The 19161-nt window shown below is 64.3% G+C and carries 22 protein-coding genes; 12 read left to right on the forward strand and 10 right to left on the reverse strand.

Features of this window, described 5'->3' with window-relative positions; all coding sequences use genetic code 11:
- On the reverse strand, window positions 1-195 hold the full coding sequence (locus IE126_RS22930; protein WP_189382479.1) for a hypothetical protein: 195 nt from the start codon (window positions 193-195) through the stop codon (window positions 1-3).
- Window positions 196-844: 649 nt separating this feature from the next.
- Here IE126_RS22930 and IE126_RS22935 point away from each other — a divergent pair.
- From IE126_RS22935 to IE126_RS22975, 9 genes are all read left to right on the forward strand, one after another.
- Complete coding sequence (locus IE126_RS22935; RefSeq protein WP_158640812.1) at window positions 845-1759, forward strand: helix-turn-helix domain-containing protein; 915 nt, start codon at window positions 845-847, stop codon at window positions 1757-1759.
- A gap of 265 nt (window positions 1760-2024) precedes the next feature.
- Window positions 2025-3161, forward strand: coding sequence for an amine dehydrogenase large subunit (locus IE126_RS22940; RefSeq protein WP_189382481.1), 1137 nt, complete (start codon window positions 2025-2027; stop codon window positions 3159-3161).
- A 1-nt stretch (window position 3162) separates the two neighbouring features.
- Window positions 3163-3693 carry a MauE/DoxX family redox-associated membrane protein gene (locus tag IE126_RS22945; protein ID WP_108130830.1) on the forward strand — a complete coding sequence of 177 codons (531 nt, stop codon included), beginning with the start codon at window positions 3163-3165 and terminating at the stop codon, window positions 3691-3693.
- A 1-nt stretch (window position 3694) separates the two neighbouring features.
- On the forward strand, window positions 3695-4285 hold the full coding sequence (locus tag IE126_RS22950) for a redoxin family protein (RefSeq protein ID WP_054303807.1): 591 nt from the start codon (window positions 3695-3697) through the stop codon (window positions 4283-4285).
- A 29-nt stretch (window positions 4286-4314) separates the two neighbouring features.
- Window positions 4315-4842, forward strand: a complete 528-nt coding sequence (locus IE126_RS22955; RefSeq protein WP_054303806.1) for a methylamine dehydrogenase light chain — start codon at window positions 4315-4317, stop codon at window positions 4840-4842.
- Window positions 4842-5282, forward strand: coding sequence for a c-type cytochrome (locus tag IE126_RS22960; protein WP_189382483.1), 441 nt, complete (start codon window positions 4842-4844; stop codon window positions 5280-5282). The genes IE126_RS22955 and IE126_RS22960 overlap by 1 nt, the downstream gene beginning before the upstream one ends.
- A gap of 4 nt (window positions 5283-5286) precedes the next feature.
- Window positions 5287-5727 (forward strand): c-type cytochrome, encoded by a 441-nt coding sequence (locus tag IE126_RS22965; protein ID WP_189382485.1) that lies wholly within the window; start codon window positions 5287-5289, stop codon window positions 5725-5727.
- Window positions 5705-6337, forward strand: coding sequence for a hypothetical protein (locus IE126_RS22970; protein ID WP_189382486.1), 633 nt, complete (start codon window positions 5705-5707; stop codon window positions 6335-6337). The genes IE126_RS22965 and IE126_RS22970 overlap by 23 nt, the downstream gene beginning before the upstream one ends.
- Window positions 6334-6702, forward strand: a complete 369-nt coding sequence (locus IE126_RS22975) for a cytochrome c3 family protein (protein WP_189382488.1) — start codon at window positions 6334-6336, stop codon at window positions 6700-6702. The genes IE126_RS22970 and IE126_RS22975 overlap by 4 nt, the downstream gene beginning before the upstream one ends.
- Here IE126_RS22975 and IE126_RS22980 read toward each other — a convergent pair.
- From IE126_RS22980 to IE126_RS23000, 5 genes are all read right to left on the reverse strand, one after another.
- Window positions 6690-8402 (reverse strand): AMP-binding protein, encoded by a 1713-nt coding sequence (locus IE126_RS22980; protein WP_229825834.1) that lies wholly within the window; start codon window positions 8400-8402, stop codon window positions 6690-6692. The two genes, IE126_RS22975 and IE126_RS22980, sit on opposite strands and share 13 nt — an antisense overlap.
- Window positions 8403-8468: 66 nt before the next feature.
- Window positions 8469-9872: an aldehyde dehydrogenase family protein gene (locus IE126_RS22985; RefSeq protein WP_308430004.1), complete on the reverse strand. Its 1404-nt coding sequence runs from the start codon at window positions 9870-9872 to the stop codon at window positions 8469-8471.
- Between the two features lie 211 nt (window positions 9873-10083).
- Window positions 10084-10248, reverse strand: coding sequence for a hypothetical protein (locus IE126_RS22990; RefSeq protein WP_170120578.1), 165 nt, complete (start codon window positions 10246-10248; stop codon window positions 10084-10086).
- Entirely contained in the window at window positions 10245-11375 is a 1131-nt protein-coding gene (locus tag IE126_RS22995) for a YeeE/YedE thiosulfate transporter family protein (protein ID WP_189382491.1), read from the reverse strand. The genes IE126_RS22990 and IE126_RS22995 overlap by 4 nt, the downstream gene beginning before the upstream one ends.
- Window positions 11375-12307, reverse strand: coding sequence for a sulfurtransferase (locus IE126_RS23000; RefSeq protein ID WP_189382493.1), 933 nt, complete (start codon window positions 12305-12307; stop codon window positions 11375-11377). Before IE126_RS23000 ends, IE126_RS22995 begins: the two co-directional genes overlap by 1 nt.
- Window positions 12308-12625: 318 nt before the next feature.
- Between IE126_RS23000 and IE126_RS23005 the strand changes: the two genes are divergently transcribed.
- From IE126_RS23005 to IE126_RS23015, 3 genes are all read left to right on the forward strand, one after another.
- A complete protein-coding gene (locus IE126_RS23005; protein WP_189382494.1) occupies window positions 12626-13603 on the forward strand; it encodes a helix-turn-helix transcriptional regulator in 978 nt (325 codons plus the stop codon).
- Window positions 13604-13684: 81 nt separating this feature from the next.
- Window positions 13685-15694, forward strand: coding sequence for a vWA domain-containing protein (locus IE126_RS26130; protein ID WP_229825837.1), 2010 nt, complete (start codon window positions 13685-13687; stop codon window positions 15692-15694).
- Window positions 15691-16401 (forward strand): hypothetical protein, encoded by a 711-nt coding sequence (locus tag IE126_RS23015; RefSeq protein ID WP_189382496.1) that lies wholly within the window; start codon window positions 15691-15693, stop codon window positions 16399-16401. Before IE126_RS26130 ends, IE126_RS23015 begins: the two co-directional genes overlap by 4 nt.
- A 20-nt stretch (window positions 16402-16421) precedes the next feature.
- On the opposite strand, the gene IE126_RS23020 is transcribed toward IE126_RS23015, so the two are convergent.
- From IE126_RS23020 to IE126_RS23035, 4 genes are all read right to left on the reverse strand, one after another.
- A complete protein-coding gene (locus IE126_RS23020) occupies window positions 16422-17294 on the reverse strand; it encodes an SRPBCC domain-containing protein (RefSeq protein ID WP_054303795.1) in 873 nt (290 codons plus the stop codon).
- A complete protein-coding gene (locus tag IE126_RS23025) occupies window positions 17294-17767 on the reverse strand; it encodes an SRPBCC family protein (protein WP_189382498.1) in 474 nt (157 codons plus the stop codon). The genes IE126_RS23020 and IE126_RS23025 overlap by 1 nt, the downstream gene beginning before the upstream one ends.
- Entirely contained in the window at window positions 17764-18105 is a 342-nt protein-coding gene (locus IE126_RS23030; protein ID WP_189382500.1) for an ArsR/SmtB family transcription factor, read from the reverse strand. The genes IE126_RS23025 and IE126_RS23030 overlap by 4 nt, the downstream gene beginning before the upstream one ends.
- Before the next feature lie 107 nt (window positions 18106-18212).
- The gene (locus IE126_RS23035) at window positions 18213-18890 is read right to left on the reverse strand and encodes an SOS response-associated peptidase (protein ID WP_189382502.1); all 678 of its coding nucleotides are present in this window, start codon (window positions 18888-18890) and stop codon (window positions 18213-18215) included.
- Window positions 18891-19161: the final 271 nt, after the last annotated feature.

The following is a 19161-nucleotide window of genomic DNA, read 5'->3' on the forward strand; positions in this document are numbered from 1 at the left end:
TCAAGTGCTTCCCAGTACCGTGCCCACGACGCGGGCCACATCGGCAATGTTGGTCACCGCGCTGTCATAGCAGGCGATGGCATCGCCGGGCAGCAGATAAGGGTCGAATTCGTCCCGGTCGGCGCGGGTCATCATATCCTCTATCCGGCGCTCGATCACGACCGAAACGCCGGTGACAGGGTTGCGCGACATCATCTTTGTCGCTGAAGATTTTCGCGACTGCCTTTCCTTCCGGCGTCCCACCCTGAATCTGATATGCGGTTCTTCACCCGCCGCTACCGCATGAATGATCCGATAAGCGCTACTATGAGGCTCTGTACCTGACTGGCAGCAGGTGGCGGTGCTGTGGCCTGGATGCCGGTTACTCGATTAACTCCAGAATGCAGGCGTCCACCGTGTGTGCGGAGTGGATCGCAACTCGGGTGTGGCGTGGCTTGATAGTGATATTTGATGCGGCTCCTCTGACCGGCCGTATGCCTCGCGTTTGCATCAAAACCTGCCGGTGGTTCGTGGCGAATACGGAGATTGTGAAGGCTTTGTTGCCGGAAACATCCTGAGGTGGCTGTGGTTCGACACGCTCTTGCGCAGGGCCTTTGTGCTGCGCCCTGACCGCGCAGCAAGATATCGCCCGAGGCGCGGCGTGAACGGTTCCCAACCTGACCGTTGCCGCTTTGGCCTTGTCAGACAGCGGTTACATTCCACTATTGATCACCGACCCGGGCCAGCGCACTATACCCGGCAACGCCCGGATTCCCTGCGTTCCCTGAAAACACGCCCGCAAAGAGGCGTCGAGGGCACCGGAACCGGCACGATGACCATGCAGCCTTTTTGGGGAGGAAAGGCCATGATGTGTTTCGACGAGTGGAACAGTTGTATCCTCAACAATTGTGGCCACTACTATAGCAAGCCGGTGAAGAACACCCGCAAGCCGGTCGGAATCTTCAGTCTGCGCCGCCGTCACGGGGTCGATATCGCAGACATGCAATGCGAGATCGACCAGATCGAACGTCTGCGCGCGGGCATTCGCCGGGACGACCACGAATATCTTTTCCTGCTGATGCAGAAATCCGGCGAGATGCGCGTGGCCCATAATGGCCGGGAAGAGGTGTTGATGGCGGGCGACAGTCTGCTGATGGATTCGACGCGCACGGCCGAACTGCGTTTCGACGGCAAGGCATCGTCGTTCCTGTCGGTGCATCTGCCACGCAGCCTCTGCCTGGAAGGGCGGGGGGCCAGTCCTGTCACCGGGCGGCGCATGGACCGGGCGCATCCGCTGCGGCCCAGTCTTGATGCGCTGATGAACGGCGAGGGGCATGGCGATTCCCATGCCGATTATCTGTTCGATTTCATTGCCATGATGTTCCGCCCTGATGAACGCCCGGGCGACGCGGCGTCGTTCCGCGACCGGCACGGGCGGTTCCGCTACATCTGCGACACGATCGAGCGGCATGTCCCCGACAGCGACTTCACCATCGAGCGGCTCGCCGGGCTGGTGCATATGTCGCGCCGTCAGTTGCAACGCGATTTCCGCGACAATGGCACCACCTTTACCCGCGTGCTTTGCGAGGCCCGGATGAAGCTGGTCGCCAGCCATCTGCGCCGTGCGGCGCGGCAGAAACAGCGGCCCGCGATTTCCGATCTGGCCTATCGCGCGGGGTTCAGTGATCTGTCGCACTTCAACCGCAGTTTCCGGCAGCTTTATCAGCTTTCGCCGGGCGGCTACTATGAAGACCATCTTCAAATCCTGATCGAACATTGATCTGAAATGTTTTTTTTGGCGCGTGGGGCCGCAATTCTGGCGCACCCGGCCAAGACCCGGCCCGCGCTGCCGTGATCTGGTTTTCATCCAGAACCGAGGGGAGGCGGTCGAGGATGAACAGAATGGACGTGCAGAGTCTGACCGGACCGAACCCGCCGCGCGTGGCGGGATGGCTTCGGCAAAGCCCTTCCTCCGCCCCACCCCCCGGATTCCGGCGGGACCGCGCCGCCGCATGAAACCCCTAGTCACTTCAGCAGGTCGCCAAATGAAACACCATCTTCTGCTTTCGCTTTCGGTTCTGGCCGCCACCGGCGGTCAGGTTCTTGCACAGGAAAAAGACATCCAGCCCGAAACCCTTGCCGTCGAAGCGCGGATTTCCGAGGGAAATCATATCTATCTGATGGATATGGGCATCTCGGGGTCCAGTTCGGTCTTCGTGCTGAACGCCGATGACCTGTCGCTCGAAGGCAATATCGGCGCGGGCACCTTCAGCCAGATGCTGATGAGTGGGGATGGCAAGTCGATCTATACCGGCTCGGTCTACATGAAGCGCTATACCCGCGGCCCCATCGAGGCGGTGATCGAGGAATACGACCCGCAAACCCTGAACCTGCGGCGCGAGTTCACGGTGTCCGACAAGATGGCTCAGACGCTTAGCCAGAAGGGCGCACTGAACCTTTCGGCGGATGGCAAATACATGCTGGTCCAGAATGCCACGCCCGCGACCTCGATCAACGTGGTCGATCTGGCGGCGGGGAAGGATCTGGTCGAGGTGCCGACCCCCGGCTGCTGGACCGCCTATCCCTCCATTGAAGAGCTGGCCTTCACCACCATCTGCGGTGATGGCTCTCTGGTGAAATACACGGTTGGCGCCGATGGCACGGTCAGCGAACCGGCGAAATCGGACAAGATCTTCGATGCCGATACGGCGCCGATCTTCGGTGTCGCGCTGCGGATCGACGGCAAGCTGGTCTACATCTCGTTTGACGGCAAGCTGCTGGAGGTTGATGACAGCGGCGACAAGCCGGTGCTGGGCCGCACCATCGCCTTCGCAAAAGATGGCTGGGCGCCTTCTGGCTATACGCTGATGGCCTATCACGCCGCGTCGAAAACCCTGTTCGTGATGATGCATTCCAATGCGGGCGACGGCACGCACAAGAACCCGGCGGAAGAGATCTGGGCGATCAACATGACCAGCGGTGAGGTTGTGGGTCGCAGCGCTGCGCATGGCGAAACCAATATCGCCGTGAGCACGGGCGAGGTGCCGCAACTGATCGGCGTGGATCATCTGGGCGGGCTGCATCGTTACGATGTGACGCTGGGCGATACCGTCAGCCTGACGGAAAGCGCCGCCAAGGAAGGGGCTGCCTTCTTCCCGACGATGATCGCGACGGATTACTGAGATGGCGGCGCTTGCCTCTCTTGCTTCGGTGACGGTGACCAGCTTCCTGGTCATCGTGCTGGCGCGGGCGGTCTGGCACAAGGTGGAACGGTTTCTGGAAACCGTGGGTTTCGCACAGGGTTACGGCCTGGTGCCCGAAGCCTGGGCTGCCCCGGCGGTTCGGCTGCTGACCGGCGTCGAGGTGGCAACGATCCTTGCGCTGATCCTGCCGGTTTCGCGTCCTTTCGGCGGGTTTCTGGCGGCGGGTCTGTTCTCGGGCTACGCGGCCATCATGGCAGTGGCCCTGGTGCAGGGCCGCAGCCGGATCGACTGCGGTTGCGGCGGTCTGCCGCAAATCGTGTCGGTCTTCACGCTGGGCCGCAATGCCGTGCTGACCCTGCTGGCGCTGTCGGTGGCGATGCTGCCTGCGGCCCCGGTGCCGAAGTTCGATGTTGCCATCGCCATTGCCGGCGCGCTGGTCCTTGTCGCCATCTATACCATCATCGAGCGCCTTGCCTCGCATCTGCCCTATATCCGGCAGGGAGACCTCTAGCATGAACCTCCTGATCTTTTCGAACATCCTGCTGTGGGTCGTGGTGCTGATCCAGCTTGCGGTGATCTTCGCCCTGGCCCGCCAGATCGGTATTCTGTTCGAGCGTGTCTCGCCCGTCGGCGCGATGATCTCGGATGCGGGGCCAGCGCTGGGTGACAAGGTTCCGGCGCTGGCCTTGCCCAACCTGAACGGGCCTGGGCTGACGCTCGGACGGGCAGGGGGGCGTTCGCAACTGGTGTTTTTCCTGTCGACCAGTTGCCCGATCTGCAAGGCGCTGCTGCCCGCGCTGAAATCCATCAAGGCTGACGAACAGGGCTGGCTCGACGTGGTTCTGGCCTCGGACGGGCGCGAGCAACTGCACCGCCGCCTGATTGAAGCCGAAAACCTCGAAGCCTTCCCCTATGTGCTGTCCCCGGAGCTGGGGATGAGCTTCAAGGTCTCGAAACTGCCCTTCGCCGTACTCATCGACAAGGATGGCAAGGTGGCGGCCAAGGGTCTCGTGAACAGCCGGGAACAGCTTGAAAGCCTGTTCACCGCTTCTGAAACCGGCATCCCCTCCTATCAGGCCGCTGTGGCCGGGATGACCTCCTGACATATCGTGACATCAAGAAGGAAACCGACATGACCCGTTTCATTGACAGATTCCTCAAGCGCCTCGATGGTGCGACTGAGGCGAATATCCGTTCTTCCGCGCGCCGCAATGGCCGCCGGTCCTTCCTCGCCCGCACCGGCATGGCGCTGCTGGGCGCCGCCGTCTCGGTGCCGGTGCTGCCTTTCGACCGCCGGGCCTTCGCCTCGACCGAAGGCGGCGCGGCGGATCCGTGCAGCTACTGGCGGCATTGCGCCATCGACGGTTTCCTGTGCGAGGATTCCGGCGGCTCGCTGACCTCCTGCCCGCCGGGCAGCAGCGTTTCGGCGGTGTCCTGGGTCGGCACCTGCTCGAATCCCGATGACGGCAAGGACTACCTCATCAGCTACAATGACTGCTGCGGCAAACCCTTCATCCCCAGCGCGACCTTCTGCAACAACAACAAGGGCGAACGTCCCGGCTATCGCATGGGTCTTTACAACGACATCAACTGGTGCACCGCCAATACCGACAAGGGCTATCATTGTACGGTGTCGGTCGTCGTGGGTCTGGCCGATTGATGCGCGCGGTTCTCCTTGTGGCCGCTCTTGCCGGTCTCCTGTCCGGTCCCGCATCCGCCGAGGATGCGGGGGCGGCCCTGTTCGACGCGCATTGCGCCGCCTGCCATAATACCGGCGGGATCGGAACGCCGGGGCTGGCCCCGCCGCTGAACCGGCCGGATTTCTGGCAGGCGCTGGGCGACAAGGCGCCGACCTATATCAGCGGCATCGTCACCAAGGGCTTCGCCAAGCCGATCACCGTGAACGGCGAACGCTATATGGGGCTGATCATGGTGCCGGTCGCCGGAACCACGGATGAGGAACTGGCGCAGATCACCACCTGGGTTCTGTCTGATCTGGGCCAGACCGACCAGCCAGTGACGCCTGCCCAGATCGCCGAGATGCGCGCCAGCATGACCACGCAGGATGATCTGAAGGCCCTGCGCCCGCCGACGGAGTGAGAGCATGATGAAACAGGCCCTGCTGGCTTCGCTTCTGGTTCTGGCCACGGCTGCACCGGGTGTCGCGGGGAATACCGCGACCTCACCCCGTGCGAACTATGTGCTGCATTGTTCCGGCTGCCACGGCATGCAGGGGCTGGGCACGGTGGAAGGCGGCATTCCCGCCTTTCCCAATTCGGTTGGCCATATCGTCAGCATCGAATCCGGTCGTGACTACGTCATGCATGTGCCCGGCGTGGTCGGGAACAACATGACCAACGCTCAGATCGCGGAGGTGATGAACTATATTCTTGATCAGTGGTCTGATGGCAGCGGCCATTTCACCGAGGCCGAGGTGACGCGCCGTCGGGCGGTGCCGGTTGGCGATGTCGTGATCTATCGCCGCAAGGTGGTCGAGGATCTGCGCAATCTGGGCATCGAGATTGCGGAATATCCCTGGCCGTGAACGGGCGGTTCCGGCGCTGCTGATCCTTGCGGTCATGGCGCTGGCCGATCCGTGGCGCAGTGGCGGGCTGTTCTGGGACTTCGGCAATGCGCTGGGGTTTCTGGCATTGGCGGGTCTGTTGTTCCAGATGATCCCCGGCCCGCGTGGCACACCGCGCCCGCATGAATTGCTGGGCTACTGGGTTCTGGCCATTGCCGGTCTGCATGCGTTCTGGTTTCTCGCGGGCGATGCCGTGGCGCGGTTCTATCTGTTGCCGGGTGGTCCCCTGCATATGTGGCTGGGCCTTGCCGGTCTGTTGCTTCTGGCAGGGCTGAGCATCCTTGCCCGCATGCCTGATCGCCGGCGCCTGCACCCGAGCTATCGCGGCTTTCGCAGGCTGCACCGGCATCTTGCGCTGGCCTGTCTGGCGGCAACGCTGCTGCATGTCCTGTTGAGCGGTTTTTATCTGCCTCTGTGGTGGCAGGCGGCGGCTCTGGCCGCCATTGCGCTGGCCTGCGCCTTTGGTCGCCGGATCTGGCCGCGCGCATCCGCTGTTCCGGTTGCAGCCTGGCTGGGGGCCGGTGGCGGGGCGGTGGCCGTCTTCGTCCTGATGCGTGAGGTGATGCCGTGAAATGGCTGCTGGCCGCGCTGTTTCTGGCCGGGGTGGCGCTGGTCGTCACCGGATTGCCGATGGACCAGCCACTGCCGGAGCGCGCGGCCCGCTTCGGGGGCAGCCTTGCGGTGCTGCCGATGACCTTCACCCATCAGTCGCATTTCGGCAAACCCTGTGCGACCTGTCACCATGAGTTTGTCGACCGCACGGCCGGGCCGCCCTGCATGGCCTGCCATGTCACCGACCAGAAGGTCGCCCCGCTGCTGGAGGCGCAGTTCCATGGCCTTTGCCAGAGCTGCCATATCGACGAACATGCGGCGGGCAGGCCCTCTGGTCCCACCCGCCGCTGCATCGCCTGCCATCTGGACGATCACGCGTTCTGAGCCGCCTCGTTGCGCAGCATCTCCTGCATCCGGTCGCGCATGACGAATTTCTGCGGCTTGCCCGTGGCGGTCAGCGGCAGGTCAGTCACGATCCGCACATGGCGCGGGATCTTGAAATGCGCGATCTGGCCCTTGCAATGGTCGCGCAATGCCTCTGCCATCAGCGTGCTGCCGGGTTTCAGCACGACCCAGGCGCAGACCTCTTCCCCGAAAGTATCGTCGGGGATGCCGAAGACCTGCACATCGCTGACCTCGGGGTGGCGGATCAGGAACTCCTCGATCTCGCGCGGGTAGATGTTCTCGCCGCCCCGGATGATCATGTCCTTGACCCGTCCGACGATTGTGCAGAAGCCTTCCGCATCCAGCACGCCCAGATCGCCGGTGTGCATCCAGCCGTCTGTGATACTGGCCTCCGTTGCGGCCTCGTCGCCCCAGTAGCCCGCCATCACCGAATAGCCGCGGGTCCAGAGTTCACCCTTTTCACCCACCGGCACGGTGTTGCCCTCGGCGTCCACCAGCTTCACCTCCAGATGCGGATGGATGCGGCCCACGGTTTCGCAGCGCTTTTCGGTGGGATCGTCGGTAAAGCTTTGGAACGAGACGGGGGAGGTTTCGGTCATGCCATAGCAGATCGTCACCTCGCGCATGTGCATGTCGCGGTTCACGCGCTTCATCACCTCGATGGGGCACAGCGCCCCCGCCATGATGCCGGTGCGCAGGGTGGACAGGTCGCGGTGCTGGCGATCCAGTTCCTGCAACATGGCAACGAACATGGTGGGCACGCCGTAGCAGGCGGTGGCACCTTCCGCCGCGATGGCGTCAAGCGTCTGCGCCGGGGTGAAGCCCTCGCCGGGGAAGATCATCTTCGCGCCCTTGCTGACCGCGCCCAGCACACCCATCACCATGCCGAAGCAATGATAAAGCGGCACCGGAATGACCAGCCGGTCGGCTGAGGTCAGAGCAATACGGTCGGTCACGAAACGCGCGTTGTTGACGATGTTGAAATGCGACAGTGTGGCGCCCTTGGGCATGCCAGTGGTGCCCGAGGTGAACTGGATGTTGATCGGGTCCGAAGGCGTAAGCCCGACCTCGATGCCGTCCAGCCGCGCCAGAAGGGCAGGGGTGGCGCGGCCGGTCAGATCGGTGAAGGCGATCATGCCGGAGGACGCGTCATCGCCCATGACCACGATATGCCGCAACTCCGGCAGGCGGGAGCAGGCCAAGGGCCCCTCACGGCCCAGTTCCGGGGCCAGTTCGCGGATCATTGCCACATAATCCGAGCTTTTGAACGAACGGGCCGTGATCAGCACGCGGCAGCCAACCTTGTTCAGCGCATAGTCGAGTTCCGACAGACGGTAGGCCGGATTGATGTTTACCAGAATGGCGCCGATGCGGGCGGTGGCGAATTGCGTCAGCACCCATTCCAGCCGGTTGGGTGACCAGATACCGACCCGGTCGCCCTGCGTCACCCCGAGTGACAGTAAACCGGCGGCGCAGCGGTCCACCTCTTGCGCGAAAGCCCGATAGGTCAGCCGCTTGCCTGTTTCGCAGAACACCAGCGCCTCGGCATCACTATGGCTGGCGACCGCCTCGCGCAGAAGCTGCGGGATGGTGGCCTGTTTTAGCGGTGGTTCCCCGGGGCCGGTGACATGCGACAGCCCGTCTTTCGGGGCAGCGCCTGCCGCCATTGCATGAGACATGTTTGATCTCCGGAAAGGGCAAGGCCCGCCCGGCGGGCCGGGCAGGCGGAGCCGTCAATGGTGGCCTCAGCCGCGCGCGACGTTCAGAACCTGCATCTGGGTGTATTCGGCCAGCCCTTCGACAGACTGTTCCACCCCGAGGCCCGAGCCCTTGAAGCCCGCCATCGGAATATGCGGCCCGATGTTGAGCTGCTGATTCACCCAGATCGTGCCAGAGTCGATCTGGCCCGCGATTTCGGTTGCCTTGTCCAGATCGGCGGAATGGACAGACCCGCCCAGCCCGTATTCGGAGGCATTGGCCCGCGCGATCACGTCATTCACATCGCTGAAGCGGATCACCGGCAGGATCGGGCCGAACTGTTCCTCGTCCACGATACGCTGGCCGTCGGTTACATCACGCACAATGGTCGGGCTGATGAAATAGCCCTTGCCAGTGCGCAACTCGCCCCCGGCAATGATGCGGCCGCTGGTGCGGGCATCTTCCAGATAGCCCTTCACCTTCTCGAACTGCGCCTTGTTCTGGATGGGGCCGACGGTGGTGCCCTGCTTCAGCCCGTCATCCACCACGGCGGCCCTGGCGATGTCGGCCAGCGCGTCGCAGAAATCGTCATAGATCGCGTCATGCACATAGGCGCGCTTGATCGCGAGGCAGACCTGACCCGCGTTGAAGAAAGCCCCGCCATAAACTTTTTCGGCGGTCGCGCGCACGTCGACATCGGGCAGCACGATGGTCGGGTCATTGCCGCCCATTTCCAGCGTCACGCGCTTCATCGTGTCGGCGGCGCTGGCCATGATGCGCTTGCCGGTCTGAGACGATCCGGTGAAGCCGATCTTGGCGATGCCCGGATGGGTGGTCATCTTCGGGCCGAGATCATTGTTGTCGGTCAGGATGTTGACCAGCCCCGCGGGCAGGATACGGGCGCAGATCTCGCCCAGCTTCAGCGTGGTGACGGGTGTTGTCGGTGCGGGTTTGAGGATGATGGCATTCCCGGCCATCAGCGCAGGCCCGATTTTCCAGCAGGCCAGCAGCAGCGGGAAATTCCATGCGACGATGGCGCCGACCACGCCCAGCGGTTTGTGCCGGGTCTCGATGCGAAATTGCGCATCGTCCTGAATGATCCGGTCGGGCAGCTGCAGAGTCGATGTATGCAGCAGGTAGCCTTGGCTCCACTCCACCTCGCCCGCCGCTTCGGGCAGGGGCTTGCCCTGTTCCATGGTGATGGTGCGGGCCAGATCGTCGGCATTGGCGCGGATGGCGGCGGCCAGATCCTCGATCACGGCGCGGCGCTCGGCCATGGTGGTCCTCGCCCAGATCTTTTGCGCCGCCGCTGCGGCGGCGACGGCCTCGTCAAGTTGGGCTTCAGTCGCGTGCGGAACGCGCGCGAAAACCTCTTCGGTGGCGGGGTTGATGACGTCAAGCATGCGCTCGCCTGCCACCAACCTGCCGTTGATGAGCATTTTGTATTCCATGGCTTCCTCCCTCGACGGCAGACCGCCGTCTCTGGGCAGAGCTTAAACAGGCGAAGCGGGTGGTGTCTGGGGCTGCGGCGCCAAATCATCCGCGTGCGGTGCCAAAATAATCAAGTTAAATCAATGGCTCGTAAGAGTATTGGCAAAGAGGTGCAGAAGCCGCGCCCGGATCGTCTGCAAGGCTTGATCCGGGCGCCTTTCTGGTTTGGCCTTAGTTCGGCAAGGCTCCGCAGAAGCCGCCCGATGCGGCAAGGCCAGAGCCGAAGGCAAAGACCACGGGTGCCTTGTAAGGGTTGGGGGGTGTGGTCGTGAGGTCGAAGGCCAGCAGCCCGGCAAGGCCAAGGACCATCAGCGTCGCGGTGAAACGGCGGGTCATGCGCGTGCCTCCAGCCCGACCATCGGGCGAATGCGGATGCCGACAAAGGCCCCTGCGAAGGCGGCCGCGAACCAGACCCAGCCGTGCAGGCTGCCGGTCGAGATGCCCGAGAAGAAGGCGCCGACATTACAGCCAAACGCCAGCCGCGAGGAATAGCCCAGCAGCAGCCCGGCGATGATCGTGGCGATCCAGGCGCGGGCCGGATAGCGCGGCAAGGGCTGTGACAGGCCGCCGCTGCGCCATGTGGCGACACCGAACGCCCCGGCGATCAGGCCAAGATTGGTCAGCGAGGTATAATCGGTCAGCAGAGAGCTTTGCAGTCGCTCGACCGAGCCCGGCGCGCTCCAGAAAGCAGAGCCGGACAGATCCGCCCCCATGGCGCTGGCGCCCTTGGCAGCCCAAAGGCCCAGACCGTAGACCACGCCCCAGGGCTGGCCCGCGACCAGCAGGTTGCCGATGCCAAGGGCCGCAAGCAGCAGGGCCGCGACGACATAACGTGTCGGCAGGCGCCGCGTGCCGGGTTTGCCAAGCAGCCAGAACAGCCCGGCTACCAGCGCCAGCCCTGCCAGCGTCACGCCAAGCCCGAAGCCGCCGCGGAGCGTCAGCACCGGCAGCGCACCGAGGCTTGTCCACCAGACCAGCCCATAGGCCCCGGCGAAACTGCCGATGGCAAAGAACGGCAGGGCCAGCAGTCCGACCGGATTGCCCGAGCCCGCATTGACCAGCGTGCCCGAGCCACAGCCCAGCACCACCTGCATCGCTGCGCCGAAGGCAAAGGCGCCACCGATCATGGCCCAGCCGATCGGCGCCTGTGCCCCCGACAGCTCCCCCGGATGGCTGCTGAGCAGCGGGATGGCCACGACCGCGACAAGGGCGATGGCCAGAAGCTGCGCCAGCACCCCGGCGGGTTCGCGCCGCAGGATCATCGCCCTCCACGGACCGGCAAAGCCGAAGCGCAGCCCCTCCAGCGTGATGCCGAAGCCGAGGCCGATGGCCAGCATCAACCCGTAGCGCGCGCCCACGAACAGCGCGACCAACGCCACAGCCGCCAGCGCCCCCGCGAGCAGGCCCGCGCGCCAAAGGCCCTGACCGGATGGCCGTGCCGAAACCGTGCCAGCGGCGGACATCAGTTGCCGCCCGTCAGTTGATTGAGCAGGTTGGTGAACAGCCCCGGCTGGTTCGCCATCTCGCCATCGGTATGGGAATATTCGACCATCGAGGCGGGATAGAGCCGGACATTCTCGATCCCAGCCAGTTCGGACAGCGCGAACCAGTCGGTCGCGGCCCAATGGCCGGTGTTGCAGAAGGACACCACCTCGTCATTCGCGCCGATGCCCAGCCGCGCCTTCAGCGCCGCCACATCGCCGGTCGGGTTGATCGCCGTGGCGCCCGCGCGGAAGAATTCGGTGTAAGGCAGATTCTGCGCGCCGGGCAGCGTGCCCGGACGGGCCGCGGCGGGAGCGGCCTTCTTGCCTTCAAAGAAGGCGGGCGGACGTGCATCGACAAGGATGGCCTTGCTTTTGCCCGCGACGACATCGCTGACAGCCGCAGTATCGGCGGTCCAGGTATCGTTCCAGGTGATCGTCAGGTCGGTCGGCGCCGGGGTCACGGCGGTGGTCGAGATCGGCAGCCCGGCATTGGCCCATGCTGTCGCCCCGCCGTTCAGCACCGAAAGTTCGGTAAAGCCCGAGCTTTTCAGCGTCCAGTAAACCCGCGCGGCGGCACCGAAATCGGTATCGGTATCGCCCTGCGACACGATGACCACCGGCCGCGCCGGATCGAGGCCCAGCGATTCATAGGTTTCTTCCAGCTTCTCGACCGGGGGGACGGCGCCCGGATTCTCCTCGGGGCCGCGGAACAGGCCGTAGGGCGCGGAAACCGCGCCTTCGATATGGCCCTCGGCATAGCCCTTGGCGCGGATGTCGAGGATGATCGGCGCGTCGGCGCTGGCGGCGGCCAGCTCCGCAGGGGTGACCAGCGGGCCAAGATCGGCTGCGAAAGCAGTGCTGGCAAACAGCGCGGCGAGGCCTGAAAGAGGAACAAAGGCAAGACGGGTCATCGGGGTTCTCTCGCTGAAGGAGGCTTTTGTTCTCATTTCATGGGTTCTTGTCGGATGATCAAGGAACCAATCCTGCCTCCTTGGGTATTTTGCCGGGATATTTTCTTGGCCTTTGGCTGTGCGCGCCCGCAGTTGAATCCCTTCAGCGCGGCGGCGGGAATATCTGCACCCGATCCCGTGCCAGAGGGGAACAGGTTTCTTTTTTGCCGGAACAGGCGGGCAAATCCCAGAACCCGCGCGGCCTGTGTCGCGGGGATCGGTTGACAGCTTCATTTCCGCAGGCAAGGCTTTGGGGGTTGCCGAAAGTCCCTGCTTGCCATGACCCATTTCCAACTCGACACCAATGCGCTGGACCCCGGCCAGCGGATTGCTGAATTCGAAGCGGCCTGCGCGCAGGTCTGTCAGCTGATGGTTGCGCCGACGGGCGAGGATTTCGCCTCGCGCACCTCGATTGCGCTGATCGGGCAGGCGGTCTTTGCCGATACCAGCCATTCCGCCTGCGTGACCAGCCGGACCCTGGCGCTGGCGGCGGGAACGGGTGACAATATCCTGCTGCATATCCCGTTTTCCGGCGGCTTCACCATTCGTCAGCGGGGCGGCAACGAGCAGGCCTGCGCGGTGGGCTCGATCTACCTTGATCCGACCGGGGAGCCGGGCGTCGCCCGGTTTGAGGGGCAGGGCGCGCATGCCTTCTACCTGTCGCTTCCGCGTGCGCTGCTGGCACCGGCGGGCGACAGGCTTGCACTCCGGGCGCAGATCTCGCTGACACCGCAATGGCGACTGATGCTGGCCTATGCCCGTGCCATCCACGCCGAGGCGGCGCAGTTGTCGACATCCGATCTGGAACAATGCGGCACGCATCTTCAGGATCTGGTGATGCTGGCGATCGGGGCCGACCGTGAAACCGAACAGATCGCGCGGGGACGGGGCGCGCGCGTTGCGCGGTTGCGGGCCATCAGGGCGGACATCGAGCGGCACCTGACCAGCCCGGATCTTTCGTCCGGCTGGATAGCGGGGCGTCATGGAATCTCGCCGCGCTATCTGCGGGCACTTTTTGCCGATGAGGGGACCTCGTTCACGGATCACGTCCTGAGCAGGCGTCTGATGCTGGCCTGTCGGCGCCTGTCTGACCCGATGCAACATGGGCTGCCGGTCAGCCGGATTGCCGCTGAAGCGGGGTTTGGTGACCTCTCCTGGTTCAATCAGCGGTTCCGGCAGGCTTTCGGACAGACCCCGACTGAAACGCGCAATCTTGCTCTCCAGCGGTTGCGCGACGGGGGGCAGGGTTCCGTCTGACCCGCATTCACTGCCGCTCGGCCCAAGACGCGCGGGCATTCTCGCAGCATGATCGCGCATGACCATGAGCCGGAGACCGCCATGCCCCTGATTTGTCATCGTCTGTGCGCGACGCTTCTTGCGCTTGGCCTGGCTGTGCCTGCCATGGCCCAAAGCCGCACGCTGATCGTGATGGACGGGTCGGGCTCGATGTGGGGGCAGATCGACGGGCGACCCAAGCTGGAGATTGCGCGCGAGGTGGTGGCCGATGTTCTGGCGGATATGCCCGCCGACCGGGTGCTGGGACTGATGGCCTACGGGCACCGGGAACGCGGCAATTGCGCGGATATCGAACTGATGGTGGCGCCCGAGGCCGGCAGCGCGACGGCGATCCTCGATGCGGTCCGGACGATGCGGTTTCAGGGCAAGACCCCGTTGACCGAGGCCGTGCGACAGGCGGCCGAAGCATTGCGCAGCACGGAGGAACCTGCAACCGTGGTGCTTGTGACCGACGGGATCGAAACCTGCGAGGCCGACCCCTGCGCGCTGGCCACCGAGCTGGAACAGTCCGGCGTCGATTTCACCGCGCATGTCATCGGCTTTGGCCTCACTCGCGATGAGGCGGCGGAGGTCGCCTGTATCGCCGACAATACCGGCGGGCGCTATATCGAGGCCTCGGATGCCGGGGGCCTTGCAGGCGCGCTGGAGCAGGCGGTGAGCGGGGCAGAACTTCCAGCGCCGGAACCTTTGCCCGAGCCGGAGCCCGATGCCCCGGCGCGCCATTTCCCCGGCGATGTCTGGATGCCCGGTTTCGCCATTGCCACGACAGGCCAGAGTTTTGGCCCCGATCTGCCGGAACCCGCCGCTTTCGACTTTCCGGCAGACGGCACCGCCGAAGCCTGTCGCGCCATCTGCGAGGCTGACGGCGCCTGCGGGTCATGGCGTTTCGAACCCGTCGGCAGCTTCTTTGTGGAGCATGCACGTTGTTTTGCGTTCCGGCCAGGCACCGAGTTTCGTCCCGATGTCTATCCCGTTGCCGATGGTTTCGTGTCGGGCATGAAGCCGGGTGTTCCGGGCCTGACCTCGCCCTATGTCGCGATCGGCGCCAATGTGACCGCGCGCCTGACGCCGACGGGGCCGGTTCTGCCGGGGGAGCCGTTCACCGTGCTGTGGGCTGGTCCCGCCGGAGCGGATGACTGGGTCGCGATCGTGCCCGAGGGGCAAGAGGACACATCCGGGGATCTCTCATATTTCTATGTCGCGGAAACCATAGAGCCGGGGGATCGCCCCGAAGGTGCGGGCAGCATGGTGGCGCCAGACGCTCCGGGGCGCTATGTGCTGCGCTACGTTCTTGGTCGCAGCGCCGACCGTCGTGTCATCTTTTCCATGCCGCTGGAGGTGGGGAGTGATGCAGGCGTTCCCGTCCAGACCCCGGTGCGGATTTCGCCCCCGTCCGGATACGAAAATGATCCGGTCTCGTGGAGCGCGGTGCCGCTCACACCCCTGGCTTCCGCGCCCGAGGCCGTGGCGATGCCCGAAGCCTTTTCCGGGGCGTGGGAGACCACGCTTTACCCCGGACGCTGGCAGGTCGAGGGGCTTGCTGCCGGGGGGATGTATTTCGCTGCCGAGATCGAGGTAACCCCAGACGGGGTTCGGACGTTCGAGATTCCGGTGGGCTTTGAACAGGCGGGAATGGGCGAGGATGCTCCCCCTGCCGAGCCGGTGCCTCTGCCGGGTGCCACCCCCTATAAAGATGCCGCGACCGGCCTGTCATTTAATCTGCCAGACGGATGGCAGGCGGAGGAGGCGTTCTTCGCGGAAACGGCTGCCGGGGTGAGGGCACGCTTTCCAGGTGTCACGTTGACGGGGCCGGATGACAGGATGCTGGTGCTCAATCCGCTGCAATGGCTGGCGCAGAACGGTCCATGCGAGGAAAGCGCGCTGGGGCCGCTGTGCGTCTTCGGGGAGACAGACGCTGTGACCGATGGAGCAATGGCCGTGATTCTGCCCAGCCTGTCGATGGCCAAGGCACCCTCTTTCGGGGGTGTCGCGTTCCGGCCGGCCAGCGACGACCCGATTTCCACGCTTGTCCCCGGATGGAGCCCCGAATGACCCGTCTTGCCCTGTGTATTGTCACCCTCCTGGCGGCGCCCCCCGCGCTGGCGCAGGAAAAGCTGGTTGTCGCGGATTGCGGCGCGGGCGGTTGCCGCTGCGCACTGGCGGCGGTGACGATGGAAGAGGCCGAAGTCGTTCTGGGCACCGCCGCACCTGCTGGCAGCACGACGCTTGTGCGCTTTGACGGCGATTATATCTGGAGCAGCCTGTCCCTGCGCGAGATCGACCTTGCCGCCGGTGGCGACGGGGAATGCCCGCTGGAGCTTTTCGATGTGATGGTGCCGGAGGATGGCAAATGGATCGGCACCGTGACCGGCAGGCAGGTTTCGCACTGCCCGGCCGGTCTGGATGCGGCGCTGGACCCGGTGACCGATGCGCTGGTCTTCCCGCGGGATATCGTCTGGAACGGTGCCTTCCATCCGGACAGGTTCCGCATGGAAGGCGCGGCCCGCACAATCGACTGGAGCCGCGTGGATGACACCCGTTTCACGGGGAAGGGGCCCGCGGTGAGTCAGTCGGGCGCGTCCTCGCTGGTGGACATTGGTGTCACCTATGACGCGCGGCTGGTTGACCCGCGCCTTGCCCGCATCGAAGTGCAGTTGAAGGTGCGGGCACAGGGGGCTTCGCAGGCCGTGATCGACGCGGCGGGGCTGGGCAAATGTGATGTGCGCGTCACCGTCGACATCGCCAAGGCCTCGGGCTGACCCGGCTGCGCGGGCGTGGTTTACGGCGCACCGATCTGCCGGGCCAGTTTTCCCAAGGTCTGCAAGCCAAGTTCGATGGCGCCAAAGCCTTTGGCCTGCTGGAACTCGGCCGCCGAACTGAAGATCATCGCCAGCGTGACGGTTGTCGTGCCATCCGTCTCGTCGAACTGGGCCCAGGCGTCGGCGTGTTTCGGCCCGTTTTCGCCCCAGAGCAGCGTATAGCCCAGCCGCTCGGGCTGTCGAAGTTCGCCATAGCGGTGATGGTTGGGGAAAACCGTGCCGTCCGGCCCGATCATGTCAAACACCCACTCTCCGCCCGACCGCAGGTCGATCCGTTTGGTACGGCAGGAAAACCCCTCTGGTCCCCACCATTGCGGTAAGGTGTCCGGGTTTACCCAGGTGTCCCAGACCAGTTGCCGCGGCGCCCTGATCGTCCGCCGGATCACCATGGTCCGTTCGGCGGTCGCTGCGAGATTGCCAAGCCCGGCATCGAAGCCCTGTCGATAGCCTGCCTCCATATCCCCTGCCATCAAGGAAAGCTGCACCGTGACCGAGAGGTGGGAGCCTTCGCCCTCGGGGGTGAAATCTGCCGTGACCATGGCTGCCGATTGCACCACGCCATCAACGGAAACGACCTCGTAGTTCACGCTGCGCTGTGCCTGCTGCATGTCCAGCCAGCCGACCTCGCAGCGGATGTCAGGTTGTCCGTCGACCTTGCACAGGGAGATTTCGCGCCCGCCGGTCCGGCTGTCAGCTTCCAGAAACTCAACCGAGACGGTGGGCGTGGGGGCCGCCCAGACCGCGCGTGCGGCGGGTGCGGTCCAGGTCTGCCACAGGGTCGCGACGGGTGCCGCAACCTGCCGTTCGAAATGCAGCGTGGCAAAGCGGCCCATCAAATCAGCCCGCGCGCATAGGCTTCGAGTTGGGTCGCGACCGTGCCCCAGCCATCGAAGAAGCCCATGGCCTCATGCGACTTGCGGGTCTCGGGATTGCGGTGACGGGCGATGGCCGTATAGGTCGTGCCGCCATCCGGGGCATCCGACAGCAACAGGATCGCTGTCATGAACGGCTCCGGCGCGGGTTTCCACCCCTCGGTATAAGCATCTGTAAAAACAAGCTTCTCGCCCGGCACCACCTCCAGATAAACGCCGCGATTGTCCATCACGTTGCCTTCCACCTCGAAGGTGGTGTTGAAGCGGCCCCCGACCCGCAGGTCGATATCCACCGCCGTCACCTTGTGCGGGGAGGGGATGAAGAAATGCGGGATATGGCGCGGCTGCGTCCAGCATTCCCAGATCAGTTGGCGGGGGGCGGCAAGGGTGCGGGTAAAGCTCAGATCGGTATCGGGGTCGAGATCGGTGGTCATTTCGCGCGTTCCTCCATGATCTTCATGACATAAGAATCAAGCCGGTCGAGGCGGCTTTCCCAGATGTTGCGTTGTTCATCCAGCCAGGTACGAACCGGCGCCAGCGCCTCGGGCACGATGGCGCAGGAGCGCACGCGACCGTCCTTGGACGTGGCGATCAGCCCTGCCTCCTCCAGCACCGAAAGATGCCGCATCACGGTCGGCAGACGCAGCCCGGTCGGGGCCGCAAGCTCCGTCACCGGCGCAGGCCCGGCCGCCAGCCGCGTCAGAAGCGTCCGGCGGGTCGGGTCTGACAGGGCGTGGAACAGCAGAGAGAGGTCAGAATCATACTTAGCCATGTGGCTAACAATGATCTTTCAACAAGATTTGGCAAGGAAAACTTTGCCAGTTGGCTAACTTTTGTGCGCTGCGGGCATGCCTGGAGGGGCTGGTCGTGTCCCTTGGGTCAGCCGAACTCTGCGGACGAACCTTCTGGCAGGATTTCCAGCTCGCCATCGGGCAGGGGCTGTTGCAGGCGGCGGGCACGTTCGAACGGGGCTGTCAGCCAAATGCGCCAGTCCTCTGGCCGGGTCAGGATGACCGGCATGGCCTTGGGGTGGATGTCTGCCACCTCGCGGTTGGGCGCGCAGGTCAGGAAGGCAAAGGCGTCCACAGTCACGGCGCCCTCCTTCAGCTTTCGCGTTGAGGTCCATTCGGTGCGGATACCGGCAAAGAAGGCCACTGGCGGTTCGCGGCCAAGGGTAAACCAGACGGGTTTCCCGCGCATCGGGCCGGGGCGGCTGTCGGGTTCGGCGAAGCTGCTAAACGGAACCAGGCAGCGATGCGGCACCGCCAGCCAGCGCCGCCAATGCGGTGAGTCAAGGTTGCGGATATTGGTGACGCCGGGATCAACCTTTCTGCCGGTGAGGAATTGCGGCGGCGTCGGCATACCCCAGCGTCCCATGGATATATGGTAGCCGTGCGCCCCGTGCCGCAGGATCGGCGCGGCATAATCCGGCCAGATGCCGGGCAGGGAGGGCAGATTGCCCGTCAGATCCTCGATGACCGCATCGTCATCGGTGATCTCCCGCAGCGCGTGATGGATGTCGTCCTGTGACTTTGTTTGCGCATAGAGGTTGCACATGCAGATCTCCCGGCGGGCGTTCTGCGCGGAGCTTACGGGATCACCGTCTGACGCAACAGATGTGGGGAGCAGGCTGAGCCACCGGGAGCGAGGCATCAGTGATGCCGCGCCTGACGGTATTGGGTCGAGGTGTGACTCGCGTTGGGGTGTTGGGGGGGCTTGGGCGCGTGCATCGTCTGGCTTTTCTGGGGTGATTCTGTTGTTTGGTCAGTCTGTTGTGCGGGTTTTTTGTGGATAACTCGGTCGCGCCTGATTTTCGGGTCGCACGTCC

Source organism: Gemmobacter nanjingensis, from assembly GCF_014652195.1.
Lineage (GTDB): Bacteria > Pseudomonadota > Alphaproteobacteria > Rhodobacterales > Rhodobacteraceae > Gemmobacter > Gemmobacter caeni.

Excerpts from the sequence above, each read along its gene's own strand:
- IE126_RS23030 (WP_189382500.1), bottom strand. The coding sequence starts at position 18,105 with ATGGCTAAGTATGATTCTGACCTCTCTCTGCTGTTCCACGCCCTGTCA.
- IE126_RS22930 (WP_189382479.1), bottom strand. The coding sequence starts at position 195 with ATGATGTCGCGCAACCCTGTCACCGGCGTTTCGGTCGTGATCGAGCGC.
- IE126_RS22960 (WP_189382483.1), top strand. The coding sequence starts at position 4,842 with ATGCGCGCGGTTCTCCTTGTGGCCGCTCTTGCCGGTCTCCTGTCCGGT.
- IE126_RS26130 (WP_229825837.1), top strand. The coding sequence starts at position 13,685 with ATGCCCCTGATTTGTCATCGTCTGTGCGCGACGCTTCTTGCGCTTGGC.
- IE126_RS22995 (WP_189382491.1), bottom strand. The coding sequence starts at position 11,375 with ATGTCCGCCGCTGGCACGGTTTCGGCACGGCCATCCGGTCAGGGCCTT.
- IE126_RS23000 (WP_189382493.1), bottom strand. The coding sequence starts at position 12,307 with ATGACCCGTCTTGCCTTTGTTCCTCTTTCAGGCCTCGCCGCGCTGTTT.
- IE126_RS22935 (WP_158640812.1), top strand. The coding sequence starts at position 845 with ATGATGTGTTTCGACGAGTGGAACAGTTGTATCCTCAACAATTGTGGC.
- IE126_RS23025 (WP_189382498.1), bottom strand. The coding sequence starts at position 17,767 with ATGACCACCGATCTCGACCCCGATACCGATCTGAGCTTTACCCGCACC.
- IE126_RS22980 (WP_229825834.1), bottom strand. The coding sequence starts at position 8,402 with ATGTCTCATGCAATGGCGGCAGGCGCTGCCCCGAAAGACGGGCTGTCG.
- IE126_RS23035 (WP_189382502.1), bottom strand. The coding sequence starts at position 18,890 with ATGTGCAACCTCTATGCGCAAACAAAGTCACAGGACGACATCCATCAC.
- IE126_RS22945 (WP_108130830.1), top strand. The coding sequence starts at position 3,163 with ATGGCGGCGCTTGCCTCTCTTGCTTCGGTGACGGTGACCAGCTTCCTG.
- IE126_RS22940 (WP_189382481.1), top strand. The coding sequence starts at position 2,025 with ATGAAACACCATCTTCTGCTTTCGCTTTCGGTTCTGGCCGCCACCGGC.
- IE126_RS23005 (WP_189382494.1), top strand. The coding sequence starts at position 12,626 with ATGACCCATTTCCAACTCGACACCAATGCGCTGGACCCCGGCCAGCGG.
- IE126_RS23015 (WP_189382496.1), top strand. The coding sequence starts at position 15,691 with ATGACCCGTCTTGCCCTGTGTATTGTCACCCTCCTGGCGGCGCCCCCC.
- IE126_RS22965 (WP_189382485.1), top strand. The coding sequence starts at position 5,287 with ATGATGAAACAGGCCCTGCTGGCTTCGCTTCTGGTTCTGGCCACGGCT.
- IE126_RS22985 (WP_308430004.1), bottom strand. The coding sequence starts at position 9,872 with ATGGAATACAAAATGCTCATCAACGGCAGGTTGGTGGCAGGCGAGCGC.
- IE126_RS23020 (WP_054303795.1), bottom strand. The coding sequence starts at position 17,294 with ATGGGCCGCTTTGCCACGCTGCATTTCGAACGGCAGGTTGCGGCACCC.
- IE126_RS22950 (WP_054303807.1), top strand. The coding sequence starts at position 3,695 with ATGAACCTCCTGATCTTTTCGAACATCCTGCTGTGGGTCGTGGTGCTG.
- IE126_RS22955 (WP_054303806.1), top strand. The coding sequence starts at position 4,315 with ATGACCCGTTTCATTGACAGATTCCTCAAGCGCCTCGATGGTGCGACT.
- IE126_RS22990 (WP_170120578.1), bottom strand. The coding sequence starts at position 10,248 with ATGACCCGCCGTTTCACCGCGACGCTGATGGTCCTTGGCCTTGCCGGG.